This window comes from Bradyrhizobium sp. CCBAU 45394 (genome assembly GCF_028128655.1).
GTDB classification, from domain to species: Bacteria; Pseudomonadota; Alphaproteobacteria; order Rhizobiales; family Xanthobacteraceae; genus Bradyrhizobium; species Bradyrhizobium diazoefficiens.
The window spans coordinates 22,665-36,182 of the sequence record NZ_LBIX01000171.1 but is presented as its reverse complement, the minus strand read 5'-3'; the positions used below and the strand labels follow the sequence as shown (position 1 = coordinate 36,182).

10 protein-coding genes are annotated in these 13,518 nt (G+C 65.8%); 1 reads left to right on the top strand and 9 read right to left on the bottom strand.

Annotation, left to right across the window (positions count from 1 at the left end; genetic code table 11):
* Nucleotides 1–145 precede the first annotated feature (145 nt).
* Entirely contained in the window at nucleotides 146–1,513 is a 1,368-nt protein-coding gene (locus tag WN73_RS28140; RefSeq protein WP_028172542.1) for an MmgE/PrpD family protein, read from the bottom strand.
* A 122-nt stretch (nucleotides 1,514–1,635) separates the two neighbouring features.
* On the opposite strand from WN73_RS28140, the gene WN73_RS28135 reads away from it, so the two are divergent.
* Complete coding sequence (locus WN73_RS28135; RefSeq protein ID WP_271555619.1) at nucleotides 1,636–2,751, top strand: FUSC family protein; 1,116 nt, start codon at nucleotides 1,636–1,638, stop codon at nucleotides 2,749–2,751.
* Between the two features lie 13 nt (nucleotides 2,752–2,764).
* On the opposite strand, the gene WN73_RS28130 is transcribed toward WN73_RS28135, so the two are convergent.
* The 8 genes from WN73_RS28130 to WN73_RS28095 form a co-directional block, all read right to left on the bottom strand.
* Nucleotides 2,765–3,412, bottom strand: coding sequence for a DUF6064 family protein (locus WN73_RS28130; protein WP_271555617.1), 648 nt, complete (start codon nucleotides 3,410–3,412; stop codon nucleotides 2,765–2,767).
* Nucleotides 3,413–3,554: 142 nt separating this feature from the next.
* Nucleotides 3,555–4,205 carry a 2-hydroxychromene-2-carboxylate isomerase gene (locus WN73_RS28125; RefSeq protein ID WP_011083641.1) on the bottom strand — a complete coding sequence of 217 codons (651 nt, stop codon included), beginning with the start codon at nucleotides 4,203–4,205 and terminating at the stop codon, nucleotides 3,555–3,557.
* A complete protein-coding gene (locus tag WN73_RS28120) occupies nucleotides 4,202–4,690 on the bottom strand; it encodes a DUF2867 domain-containing protein (RefSeq protein ID WP_271555615.1) in 489 nt (162 codons plus the stop codon). Before WN73_RS28120 ends, WN73_RS28125 begins: the two co-directional genes overlap by 4 nt.
* Complete coding sequence (locus WN73_RS28115) at nucleotides 4,687–6,081, bottom strand: MATE family efflux transporter (RefSeq protein WP_271555783.1); 1,395 nt, start codon at nucleotides 6,079–6,081, stop codon at nucleotides 4,687–4,689. Before WN73_RS28115 ends, WN73_RS28120 begins: the two co-directional genes overlap by 4 nt.
* A gap of 84 nt (nucleotides 6,082–6,165) precedes the next feature.
* The gene (gene murA / locus WN73_RS28110) at nucleotides 6,166–7,461 is read right to left on the bottom strand and encodes a UDP-N-acetylglucosamine 1-carboxyvinyltransferase (protein WP_011083644.1); all 1,296 of its coding nucleotides are present in this window, start codon (nucleotides 7,459–7,461) and stop codon (nucleotides 6,166–6,168) included.
* 293 nt (nucleotides 7,462–7,754) lie between these two features.
* Nucleotides 7,755–10,190: a DNA topoisomerase (ATP-hydrolyzing) subunit B gene (gene gyrB / locus WN73_RS28105; RefSeq protein WP_011083645.1), complete on the bottom strand. Its 2,436-nt coding sequence runs from the start codon at nucleotides 10,188–10,190 to the stop codon at nucleotides 7,755–7,757.
* Nucleotides 10,191–10,471: 281 nt separating this feature from the next.
* Complete coding sequence (locus WN73_RS28100) at nucleotides 10,472–11,155, bottom strand: hypothetical protein (RefSeq protein WP_271555609.1); 684 nt, start codon at nucleotides 11,153–11,155, stop codon at nucleotides 10,472–10,474.
* Nucleotides 11,156–11,295: 140 nt separating this feature from the next.
* On the bottom strand, nucleotides 11,296–13,452 hold the full coding sequence (locus tag WN73_RS28095; protein ID WP_271555607.1) for a hypothetical protein: 2,157 nt from the start codon (nucleotides 13,450–13,452) through the stop codon (nucleotides 11,296–11,298).
* Nucleotides 13,453–13,518: the final 66 nt, after the last annotated feature.

Sequence of the window (13,518 nt, the reverse complement as noted above, 5' to 3'; positions counted from 1 at the left end):
ACCTCTCCCCGCTTGCGGGGAGAGGTCGGATTGCGCAGCAATCCGGGTGAGGGGGTACAGGTCTCGCGGCCATCTCATTCGCGGAGAGATGCCCCTCACCCCAACCCTCTCCCCGTAAGAACGGGGAGAGGGGGAAGAGAGAGTCCTACCTCCCCAATTCCGTCGCCTTCGCCACGCGGTCGAACCGCTCCAGCGTCAGGATCGCATCGGCAAATTTCTCCGCGCGCGCATTCAGCACCGGACGCGCCAGCGTCAAGAATTTCTGCTGCATCGCCTGCGCATCGGGAAACGAATTCGGCTCGCCGGAGGGATCGGCATACAGCCGCTCGTGCACGCCGTCGTCCGTCGTGATGCTGACGCGCGCGCCGAACGGATGGGTGCGGCCGATCTCGAGCCGGTCGTCCTGCACCACGTCGAACTTGTCGGCGAGCGCGTCGATGGCGGTATCGCCGAGGCGGTTGTAGTCATCCCAACCAAAGCTGCCCTGATCGAGCGCGAGCGCGCCGGTGAAGAACATCGAGAACTGGCCGCCGACGATCGAGGTCGGATGCCGCTTGGTCGCGGCATCGCCGGTCAGCGTGATGCCGTTGCGATGCAGGCCGATCTCGACGCGCTTGACCTGGTCTGGCGTCAGATTGTGCTCGCGCCGCATCGCGATCAGCGCGTCGATTGCGGCATGGGTGTAGCGGCAGCTCGGATACGGCTTCACGCCGATCTTCATCGTCTCATAGGTCTTGCCGAGCTCGGCGACGGCCTTGCCGGGATGCGCGTCGTCGGTGTAGCCGGTGAGCAGGCCGTGCTTGCCCTCGACCGATTCGGTCGCGCCGACGAAATCGTTGCGCGCCAGCGTCGCGGCGATCACGCCGTTCATCGCGGCGGCGCCGACCTGGTAGCGCTTGTTCCAGGCGCCGTTGACCAAAAATTGCAGCGAGCCGGCGGCCTGGCTGCCGGAGACGCCGAAGGCGGCGATGATCTGTTTTTCGCTGAGGCCGAACAGTTTTCCGGCCGCGGCGGCCGCGCCATAGGTGCCGGCGGTCGCGGTCGGATGGAAGCCGCGCGCATAATGCGAGGTCGGGTCGAGCGCGTTGCCGAGCCGGCAGCAGACTTCATAGCCCGCCACGATCGCGGTCAGCACGTCGCGCCCGGAAGCGCCGACCATCTCGCCGACGGCGAACGCGGCCGGAACGACCGGCGCGCTCGGATGCAGCGAGGAATCCGCATGCGTGTCGTCGAAATCGAGGGAATGGCCGAGTGCGCCGTTGAGGAGCGCCGCCACCGCCGGGGTCCAGGTCTTGCTGTCGCCGAACACGGTGGACTCGCCCCTGGTGTCGAGCGCGAGCGCCTCCAGCATCTTCAGGATCGAGGGGGTGGATTCCGCTTCGCTTCTGGCCCGGATCGCGCTGCCGAGGAAATCCAGCGTCAACACCTTGGCGCGATCCAGCACTTCCGCCGGAATATCCTGGTATTTCAGATTGAAGACATAGGCGGCGAGCGTTGCGGTTTCGTGGGCCATCGTGTTTCCTCGTTTTGGCGCGCAAGTTAGGCGGGCTGATTTGGCCTTTCAAGCGGCCTTGGGGCCGCGGGCATCAGCTATGCTTTTGGCAGGCGCAAGAGGATCGACCGGGACATTCGACGATGGCACTCGCAAGACAAATGTTCGACCGGATCCGATCACGGCGGACGCAGTTGGGGTTGGCCATCCGGGTCACGGTCGCCGCGGTGGCGGCCTATGCCATTGCCACCGCGCTGCATCTGCTCCTGCCGCTCTGGGCGGTGCTGACCTCGCTGATCGTGACCCAGATGAGCGTCGGTCGCTCGCTGAAGGCGACGCGCGACTATGTGCTCGGCACGATCGGCGGCGCCATCTATGGCGGCGCCATCGCGATCCTGATCCCTTACTCTACCGAGGCCGGCCTGTTGGGGTTGCTGGTGCTGGCGGTCGCGCCGCTCGCCTTCGTGGCCGCGATCAACCCAAGCCTGAACGCGGCGACGGTGACCGCGATTATCGTGCTGCTGGTTCCGACCATGCATCATTCCGATCCCATGACCTCGGCGATCGATCGCGTCAGCGAGGTCGGGGTCGGCGCCATCACGGGATTGCTCGTTTCGTTCCTGGTGCTGCCCTCACGCGCGGTGCGACAGATCCGCGCCAGCGCGGCAAGACTGCTCGAACTGATCGCGGACGCCTTCACCGAGTTGCTCGCGGGTCTCACGCGCGGCCGCGACAACGATGCGCTGCACCGGATCCAGGACGGCATCGGCACCGCGATGGTGGGCATGAATGCCATCGGTACAGAAGCCGAACGCGAGCGTGCGGCGCGCCTGTCGAGCGGGCCCGATACCGGTCCCTTGCTGCGAACGGTCCTGCGGCTGCGCCATGACGTCGTGATGATCGGCCGCGCCACCGTCGTCCCGCTGCCGGTCGAGGTGCAGATGCGGCTCGCCGCGCCGCTGGCGGAGGTCAGTGCGGCGATCGTGCGCTTCCTGCGGTCGGCGGCCGAAGCACTGCGGGCTGGCGCCGGCGCGCCGCCGATCCATCCCGTGCATGTCGCGCTTCAGCACTACGCCGAGGCGGTTGCCGCGGTGCGCCAGGACGGTCTGATCCGCGGCCATTCCGGCGACACCGCCGAGCGCTTCTTCGCCATCGGATTCTCGCTGGAGCAGATGCACCAGAATCTCTGCGATCTCGACCGCGTCGTCGGCGAGTGGTCGGAGGCAGCAAGCGACAAGCCCGCGCGCGTGGCGGAGTGAGCCGGTGCTGGAACTAGCAGGCTGATGCGACCCGCCGGTCACGCTGGACCAGCAGTGCCAGAGAGACAGCTCCAGCCACCAACAGCGCCCAGTCTTGCGGCACGCGGAGCAGTATCGCGGCGCTGCCGCCGACAAGCGACCATAGAAACGGGATCACAAGGAGCCAGCGCGGGACCGGCTGCCTTGTCAGCAGCAACATGCCGAAGCTGAAGATGGTGACGGGACACGGCGTGACTCCGAACATCGGCAGTTCGTTGGGGTGCTGACCCATCTCGAGGCCGAACAGGGGGTAGATCGCCGCCGCGTAGAACACGAACGCGACTCCGATAACCCCCGCTGATTCCTCATTGTAGTCGAAATCGATCCGGTTTTGGCACACGCCGAAATAGACGAAGGCCGCAGCCTGGACGACAAACAATGCGCCGAAAATGTAGGCCAGCTTGTTGATCGTTGCGAAGAAGGTCAGGTGATAGACGATCCCGGTCCATGCCCACATCGCCGCAAGAATGCCGGCGACGATCTGATCGGCCCATCTGTCCTTGCGAAACACCAGCACGAAGGCCAGCCCGCCCAACAGATATGCGAGAACCTGCATCGGCCAGATTGCCCGGTTGTAGCTCGCAAAAACACCTAGGAATTGCTCGATCGTGAACGGCAGCATGATCGCGGCTCCTTCCGGGAGGAGACGCTATGCAGCCGGCGAGATGCGTCATTTGACCGGGATCAACGCGGATGCACGCCCGGCCGCGGCATGTTGACCTATGTCGGTCATGGGCCGAGGCCGGTACGCATCAGGACTTGCCCTACCGCTTCGTCAGGCCCTTGTCCTGCATGCGCCAGACCAAGAGATCGATGCGGTCCTGGCCGAAGAACGGCTCGTTCTCGAACACGAAGGTCGGCACGCCCCAATGGCCGGAGGCGGCGTGGTCCTTCTCGTTCTCCGCGATCACCTGCTCGTAACGATCCGGATCGGCGCTGATCGCAGCATCCATCGCGGCGAGATCGAAGCCGGCCTTCTCGGCAGCGCGGGCGAGATGATCGCCTTCGTTCCAGCCCGCCACCGAGCCGTCCCACAGCACGCGCGCAATTGCATCGGTGAATGCGAGCGAACGGCCCTCGAGCTGCGCCATCGCGCCCAGCCGGGTCAGCCGGTGGATGTAGGGTTGCTCGGCCGCGACATCGAACGTCGTCTTGTCCTGCACGATCGGATCTGGCCTCGGAAAGCGGAACGGAATGCCCTCGTGCTGCGCGACGCGCGTGCTGTCGAGCACCACATAGCGAATGAAGTTCGGGCTGGCCTTCTTGAAGAAGCCGGGGACGCGGACTGCGAGCGGATAGACCGGTCGCAGGTTCACCGCGAGGTCATACTCCGCGACGAGCTTCAGCGTCTTCGGCAGCGCCAGATAGCTGAAGGGACTGCGGTAGGAGTAGAAGAGGTCGACGGACAGGGTCATCTCGCCGGTTCCCCGATGCGCTTCATCATGCCGCGGACCACGAACTTGTGGAAGGGCATGATGAGGGCGAGATAGGTCCGGCCGAGCAGATTGTGGGTGCGCACCAGCGTGGTCGATGTCACCTGGCGGTCCGCCTCCGTTCCGGCGACATCGACGACGAGGCGGAAATCGAGATGGGAATCGTTGAAGCCCGCGACCAGCCGCTCGGGTGTTTCGCTGACCACCGGAAACAATCCGATCAGGCCATACGGCGCCGGTGCGCCTTCGCCCGAGGTCTTCAGTCCGAACGGTCTCACCAGGATGTTGCGCAGGCGTATGAGCGCATCGACCCAGCGTGGCCCGTGCAGCACCATCCGCACGCAGGCCTCGCGGGCATTCACCGCCGTCGCGCCGATCTCCACGCGAAATGCGTCCACGAACTGCGCGCCCGCCAGCAGCGTGCCGGCGTCGACATTGGGAGGAACTTCGCGGACTGTGCCGATCATCTCACCAGTCTGCGCGCCAGCATCCGGAAGCGCAAGACCAGGAGGCCGGCATAGACGAACGTGCCGATCGAGAATCCGATCCAGACGCCGACTGCGCCCAGCCCGGCGTGGAAAGCCAGGACCCAGGCGACGGGAAAGGCGACGCACCAATAGCCGATCGCCGCGAACACCAGCGTCATCCTGGTGTCATTGATGCCGCGCAGTGCGCCGCCCATGATGGTCTGGAGACCGTCGGCGATGAAGAAGGTCGCGCCGACCAGCAGCAGTGTCGCCGTCAGCTCGACCGTTGCCGCGCTGGCCTCGCTGCCGCCGAAGAACAGCCGTCCGAGCTCGTAGCGGCCGAGGATGATGGCAACCGTCAGGGCCGAGACCAGCGCTACGCCAAGCACCGCAGCGACGAGGCCCGCACGTCTCACCGCGGCCGGGTCGTTGCGGCCGAAGGCGTGGCCGACGCGGACCGTCGCCGCCATGCCGATGCCGAGCGGGACCATGAACAGCACGGCCGTGACCTGGAGCGCAATCTGGTGCGCGGCAAGCGCCGTGGTCGAGATCAACCCCATCAGCAGCGCGGCGGACGAGAACAGGCCATATTCCAGCAGCAGGGAAAACGAGATCGGCGCGCCGAGCGCGATGAGCTGGCGCATCAGGGGCCAGTCGATCCGCCAGAGATGGGCGAGCGGGCGGTAGTCCGCGAATGGCTTTCGCCATGCGGCGATGGCGAGCACGGCGAGGAAGGTGCCGAGATTGACGAGCGTGGTCGCAAGCCCGGCGCCGAACAGGCCGAGCTCCGGCAGGCCGAACAGGCCATGGATCAGGACATAGACCAGCGCGGCATTGACGGGGATCGCCGCGACCGTGATCCACAGCGGCGGCTGCGGCCGGTTCACCGCGCTCATCATGCTGCGCAGCGCGATGAAGCCGAGCGCCGGTGCGATGCCCCAGGCGAGGCCGTTCAGATAGCGCTGGGCGAGCGCGGCCGATTGCGGCACCTGTCCGAGAGCGATCAGGATGTGTTCGCCATAAAGCGGCGAGGCCATCATCGGCAGCGAGATCAGCAGCGCGACCCACAAGCCGACGCGCAAGGCGCGGCGGATGCGCCTGACGTCGCCGGCGCCGAACGCCTGCGCCACCAGCGGCGACACCGCAGCCATCAATCCGAGCCCGAAGGTAAAGCTGACGAAATAAACTGTATGCGCCAGCGCGGCGGCGGCGACCGCATCCTCGCCGAGCCGGCCGATCAGCGCGAGATCGGTCGTGATCATCGCGATCTGCCCGAGCTGCGTCAGCATCATCGGCACGGCCAGCCGCAGCGTCTCGACGAACTCATCGGCGAGATGGTTTTGCGGCACGCCGGATTGCGGCTGCGAATGATGTTGCACGGTGTCGAGCATGGTCACTCAATAGCATCACTGAGCGACGAAAACATGGCCGTGTTTTTTCCCTCTCCCACAAGGGGAGAAGGGAAGAAAGATGCCTCAGCTCTTCCGCTCGGGCACGCGCTTGATCTTCGCGCCCAGCGCGTTCAGCCGCTCCTCGATGCGCTCGTAGCCGCGCTCGATCTGATCGGCGTTGTTGATGGTCGAAGTGCCCTCGGCGCAGACCGCGGCCAGCAGCATCGCCATGCCGGCGCGGATGTCGGGCGAGGTCATCGGCGCCCCGCGCAGGCGGCTGGGACCGGCGATGATGGCGCGATGCGGATCGCAGAGCACGATACGCGCGCCCATCGCGATCAGCTTGTCGACGAAGAACATCCGCGATTCGAACATCTTCTCGAACATCAGGATCACGCCCTCGCATTGCGTGGCGGTGACGATCGCGATCGACATCAGATCGGCCGGGAAGGCCGGCCAGGGCTGGTCCTCCAGCTTCGGCACGTGGCCGCCGAAATCGTCCTGGATCTTCAGCGTCTGGTTCGAGGGCACGATGAGGTCGTCGCCCTCGACGCGGCAGACGATGCCGAGCCGTTCGAAACCCATGCGGATCGAGCGCAGATGCTCGACACCGGCGCGCACGATGCGAAGCGGCGAGCGCGTCACGGCGGCAAGCCCGATCAGCGAGCCGACCTCGATATGGTCGGGCTGGATCCGGTAGGTCGCTTCCCCCAGCGTTGCCGGACCATGGATGATCATGGTGTTGGTGCCGATGCCCTCGATTTTGGCGCCGAGCGCGACCAGGAAGTTGGCGAGGTCCTGCACATGCGGCTCGGAGGCTGCGTTGCGCAAATAGGTGACGCCGTCGGCGGCGACCGCCGCCACCAGCGCGTTCTCGGTCGCGGTGACGCTGGGCTCGTCCAGGAACACGTCAGCGCCGGCGAGCTTTGGCGCGCGGAATTCGAGCCGGTCGGTTGCGGTGACTTTGGCCCCAAGCTGTTCCAGCGCCAGCACATGGGTGTCGAGCCGGCGGCGGCCGATGACGTCGCCGCCGGGCGGCGGCAGCATCACCTCGCCGCAGCGGGCGAGCAGGGGGCCCGCGAGCAGGATCGAGGCGCGGATGCGGACGCAGAGCTCGGGGTCGAGATCCGCAGCGCGGATGCTCTTGGCATGGATATGAAGCGTGTTGCGGGCGGTCCACTCCGCCGCCGCGCCGACCGAGCGGATCAGCTCGACCAGCGTCTCGGTGTCGCGGATCCGCGGCACGTTCTCCAGCGTCACCGGATGCTCGGTGAGCAGCGCGGCGGCGATGATCGGCAGCGCCGAATTCTTGTTGCCGGACGGCTCGATCGAGCCCGAGAGCCGATGACCGCCCTCGACGATGTACTGGATGGGCGCCACGGTGGTTCTCGCTGTCCTGTTGGGTGGGGCGGGGTGGTTCGGAGGCGGAAACTACCGAGAATTGGGCACGGTAGCAATTCGGGCTTGAAGGTCGCCACGAAGGAGGTGCGCTCCCTCTCCCGCTTGCGGGGGAGGGTTGGGGTGGGGGGGCTTCAGCGGTGGGGTTGTCGAAATCTACGGAGGATATCCCCGCGAGGAGAAAGCCCTCACCCGCCGCGCGCGGGACGATGCTTCGCATCGCCCGGGGGGCGTCGACCTCTCCCGCAAGCGGGAGAGGTGCAACGAGGTCGGGGCTAGATATCGATCGTCGCGCTGAGCGAATGTTCCTGGATGAAGTCGCGGCGCGGCTCGACCACGTCGCCCATCAGCTTGGTGAAGATGTCGTCGGCCTCGTCGACCTCCTTGACCTTCACCTGGAGCAGCGAGCGCGCATTGGTATCCAGCGTTGTTTCCCAGAGCTGCTCCGGGTTCATCTCACCCAGTCCTTTGTAGCGCTGCAGGGTGACGCCCTTGCGGCCGGCGTCGGTGACCGCTTCGAACAGATCGACCGGACCGTGGACCGTGTGCTCGACGTCCTTGCGCCGAAGGTTGCCGGGGCGGGCATAAACATCCTGCAGCTTGGGCGTAAATTCGTCGAGCTTGCGGGCCTCGGCCGAGCCCAGGAACGCGGAGTCAATGATCGCGACGTCCTTGACCCCGCGCACAGTGCGCTCGAACTGGAAGCCCTGGCCTTCCACGTAGTGGCCGACCCATCCGCGTTCGACATCCTCGGCCTGCTTGTCCAGCCGTCCGGCGACGTATTGGGCGGCCGCGGCGGCCTTGTCGGGATCGCCGTAGATGTCCTTGTTCAGCACGCCAGTGATGGCGGCCTGTTCGACGACCTTGCGGTTGTAGCGGGTGTGCAGATTGCGCAGGATGCTGCGAACGACGCGGGCGTCGTCGATCAGTCCGCGCAGGTCACGGCCGCTGCGGTCGCCGCCGGTGCCGGGCGTGAATATGCAATCATCGAGACCGGTCTCGATCAAATAGTCCTCCAGCGCCCGCTCGTCCTTCAGGTACTGCTCGGACTTGCCTCTGGAGACCTTATAGAGCGGCGGCTGGGCGATGTAGAGATAGCCGCCGTCGATGATGTCGCGCATCTGCCGGTAGAAGAAGGTCAGCAGCAGCGTGCGGATGTGGGCGCCGTCGACGTCGGCGTCCGTCATCACGATGATCTTGTGATAGCGCAGCTTCTCGATCGAGAACTCGTCGCTGATTCCGGTGCCGAGCGCCGTGATCAGCGTGCCGATCTGCTCGCTTCCCAGCATCTTGTCGGGACGCACGCGCTCCACGTTGAGGATCTTGCCGCGCAGCGGCAGCACCGCCTGGAATTCGCGGTTGCGGCCTTGCTTGGCGCTGCCGCCTGCCGAGTCACCCTCGACGATGAAGAGTTCGGACTTGGCCGGATCCTTTTCCTGGCAGTCGGCGAGCTTGCCGGGCAGCGAGGAGACCGAGAGCGGGCTCTTGCGCGTCAGCTCGCGCGCCTTTCGCGCGGCTTCGCGGGCGGCTGCGGCCTGGATCACCTTGCCGACGATCATCTTGGCTTCGCTAGGGTGCTCCTCGAACCAGGCCTGGAGCGCCTCGTTGAGCACGTTCTCGACCACGGGACGCACTTCCGAGGACACCAGCTTGTCCTTGGTCTGCGACGAAAACTTCGGATCGGGCACCTTGACCGACAGAACGGCGGTGAGGCCTTCGCGGCAATCGTCGCCGGTCAGCGCGATCTTTTCCTTCTTCGCATTGGCCTCGGCATAGCCGTTGACCTGGCGCGTCAGCGCGCCGCGGAAGCCGGCGAGATGGGTGCCGCCGTCGCGCTGCGGGATGTTGTTGGTGAAGCACAGCACGTTCTCGTGGTAGCTGTCGTTCCACCACAGCGCCGCCTCGACGCCGATGCCGTTGGCTTCCGCGCGCACCATGATCGGCGCCGGCACGATCGCCTTCTTGTTGCGGTCGAGATATTTGACGAATTCCTCGACGCCGCCGGAATAGTGCATCTCCTCGCGCTTCTCGACCGCGTGGCGCATGTCGGAGAGGGCGATGTTGACGCCGGAGTTGAGGAAGGCGAGCTCGCGCAGGCGGTGCTCGAGCGTCGCGAAATCATATTCGATGTTCTTGAAGGTGTCGGGCGAGGCCAGGAACGTCACCTCGGTGCCGCGCTTGCCCGGCGCGTCGCCGACCACCACCAGCGGTGCGACGGCATCGCCATGGGCGAACTCGATGTAGTGCTCCTTGTTGTCGCGCCAGATGCGCAAGCCGAGCTTGCTCGACAGCGCGTTCACGACGGAGACGCCGACGCCGTGCAGGCCGCCGGAGACCTTGTAGGAGTTCTGGTCGAACTTTCCGCCGGCATGGAGCTGGGTCATGATGACCTCGGCCGCCGAGATGCCTTCACCCTTGTGGATGTCGACGGGAATGCCGCGGCCGTCGTCGCGCACGGTGACGGAATTGTCGGCATTGAGCACGACATCGACGCGCGTGGCGTGGCCCGCAAGCGCTTCGTCGATCGCGTTGTCGACGACCTCGTACACCATGTGGTGCAGGCCAGAGCCGTCGTCGGTGTCGCCGATATACATGCCCGGGCGCTTGCGGACGGCATCGAGACCCTTGAGCACGCGGATCGATTCCGCCCCGTAATCGCTCGGATTTGAGGGCTCGTTTTCGGCAGGCGTCTGCCGAGCAGGTTCTGTCATAAGAGGCCTTCGAGATGTCGCCCGAATCAGCCGCGCAAAAGGCGCTGATGTGAGGCTATTTGTGCCATGAAAGACCGCTCGCGCCTAGCGCAAAGTATCCTCCGGCAACCCTTTGACTAAATAGGGATTTTTGGCCGGTTTTCAAGCCTCGCAAAGGCCGATTCTGGGCGCCGCAAAAAGCGCGATTCGGACCCTCTTTTTCACTCCCTCGAAGGCGTGGATTTTGCGGGGTGGGAAACGGCGTTCCGGGCGCCGTGGCGCGCCGGACCAGGCCACTGGGTTCAGTATATCTGGGACGGTTTCTTATCGTCGCTGAGGCCCCAGGCCTCGCCTGAGGCCAGGGTGACGGTATCGGTGCGCACCAGAAGGCCCGACACGCGTAGCTCGTAGGAATACGTGCCGGGCGGCAGATCCAGCGTTTGTGGATGATTTTCGCCGCCCGCGATCTTGATGGTTTGATCGTTGATCACAAGCGAAGCCACATCCGGCCTTAGATAGCCGAATATCAGCCGCGCTTGTCCTGATATCGGCAGGACATCGGCCTTGGCTGCAGCCTCCGGATTCCGCTGCGCCAGGCTGACCGTGGTCTCGCCCTTGGCGCGGCCAAGCTTCAGCACGGCCGGGCCCTTCGGGGAGACGAAGGCCAGTTGCACGCGATCGGCGGCGATCACCGCGTCATCCGGCTTCTCCTGCCAGCCGCGCTGTCCGAGCTCTCTGCGGTAGAAGGCGAGCACCTCGCTGAGCTCCGCGGGCACGCGCGCTTCGATCTCGAGCCGGAGCGGGACCTTGGCGTCATGCGCGTGCGTGGTGCGGAATTGGCTGAAGCTGCTTTGCTTCGGTGCCGGCATGTCGACGTCGGGATCTGCCGTCAGCGGCTCCTTCGAACAGCCTGCGAGAAGCGTGAGGGCGCACACCAGCAGCCGCCATCGTGCCGGAACTCTCGTCCCGCGCTTGACCGCTGTCATGCTCCATCTCCGAGAATGTCGCGCGTTGTGGTCTTCGCGCGATGCGGCGGCTGCGACACGGTCGCCGCCGCTTCCAGACGACTAGTCGCCCCAGGAACCGGACAGGTTCAACCTGGCCGTTACAGGCACAGGCGGCGGAATCAATACATCTGCAGCGGAAGCACCTCGCCGGTCGGACCCACCATCAGGCCCCAGGCATCGCCGGCGGCGACCGTGAGGGTCTCGGTGCGGGCGGGACGCCCCGGTACGCGCAGCGCATACTGATACTTGCCGGGCGCCAGATCGAGCATCGGACCTTTCGGCGACTGCGGGCCGCCGGCGCCGGCCGCGATCTTGATGGTCTGCTTGTTGATCGTGAGCGATGCTTCCTTCGCCCCGATATTGCCGAGCATCACCCTGGCCTGGCCCGGCTTGGGCATGATGTCCGCCTTGGTCGCGGCATCCGGATTCTTCTGCGCCAGATTGACAATGGTCTCGCCTTTGGCGCGACCGAGCTTGAGCACGGCCGGGCCTTGCGGCGAGGTGAAGTCGATCTGCGCGCTCTCCGCGGACACGGCGGCGCCGTCGGCCTTTTCCTGCCAGCCGAGCTTTCCAAGCTCGGTGCGGTAGAACGCCAGCACGTCGCCGAGCGGGGCGGGGATGCTGGCCTCCAGCTCGCGGCGGAACGGCGTCTCGCTGCCCGGCAGTTTCGTGGTGGCGAGCGAGGTCGACGACCGCTGCGTCGGCACGGGAAGCTGGGATTCGGTGTCCGGCTTGAGCGGCTCGGATGACTTGGCCTGCACCTCCGCAGGCTTATCCGCAGGCTTGGCCGCAGTCACCCTGAGGCCCGAACCCTCGGCACTGACCCGCACCTTGGGGCCCATCTGCATCACGGTGAAGGAGATCGACTTGCCGCTTCTGGCAAACTCCAGCATCGCCATGTTGGGCTGGTTGATGACCGAAGGCCGCTCGTTCCAGCCCAATGGCTTCAGCGAGGCCCGGTAGAACGCGGTCAGCGCCTTCACGCTCGATGTGGACGAGAATTCGAGGCTGCCGTCGCTGCCTTCGAACTTCACGCCCTCGGCGTTCTCCGGCAGCGGCACCGGCGTCTTGCTGTCGGCGAGCGCGTTGAGCGGGACATCGGACAGCGCGGCCGCCTGCACCTTGCGCCGCGCCTCGTCGGCGGCGATGACCTGCTTTGCGGCTGCCGCGGCATCGCTGAAGAATCTGTCGTCAGCCTCCTTCTTTGCCTTGGCGCGGGCGGCAAGGGCTGATTCCTTCACCTGCGCGGTCAGGCTGACCATGGTGAAATCGTATTTGCGGCCAAGCCGCAGCACGCCGGCTTCCTCGGCGTTGGAGATCTTGATCGCCACCTCGTCGCCGGGCGCGAGCGGCGCGCTGCCGTCCTCCTGCCAGCCGCGCGCGGCGAGCTCGCGATGATAGAAGGCCAGCACCGCGGGCAGCTCGGCCATCGCGGCCGCCGACATCTCGCGCTTGTTGGAGCTTGCGCTGCCGAGCCCCCTCGACGACTTGGTGAAAGTTGGCCGCGGCAGCCCGGCGGCGTCGCTGTCGGCCTTGAGATCGAAGGGAAGCGCGAAGGGCGCGACGCGGATGTCGACATTGGTGCGGCCGTCGTCGCGGCGCGTCAGCGTCAGCATGACGGGCTTCTGCTTGTAGAAGCCGGTGACCTCACTGTCGGGATGCTCGTAGAACACGCGTAAGCCGTTGGGAACGGTCTCATCCAGGCTGGTCGTCCAGCGCGCGGCCGTTTCCGGCGTGAGCTTGCGCCAGCCGATCGCTTCCATCTGGCCGGTGTAAAAGTCCGATGTCGCATCGAGCGCTTGAGGCGCGACGCAGCCGAGATAGGGCCTTGTGCCATCGAACACGATGTCGCTCGCGCCGTCGGGGAACGGCACGTTGCCGTAGATCCGGTCGGTCGAATAGTAGACCACGGACTGGTCGGGCCGGCCGAGGGCCTGCGTGAAATGAACGGACAGGCCCTGCCGTCCCTTCTTGAAATTCAGCGTGGTGCTCTTCTCCTCCAGTGGCCGCACATAGGGCACCCAGCCGGCGGCGCTGAGGAGCTTCTTCACCGCCGGCGATGTCACGGATTCCGGCGTCGCCATGCGATATTCGACGCGGTAGGGATCGGGGCGCGAATTATCCTCCACCGCACCCTCGAGCTGCGGCAGCGCGTGAACGTCGACAATGCCATCGTCGGCGCGTGCGGGCAGAGACGCGCTCGCCATGAGCAGAAGGCCGCAGGCAAGCAGCCGCCAGCGTGCCGGGACCTGCGTCCCGCGCTTGATGATCGACATCGCCAAAACTCCTGGATTTCGCGCGGGTCTTGATCCCTCGCGCAATTGCAGACTGCGACACCGTCG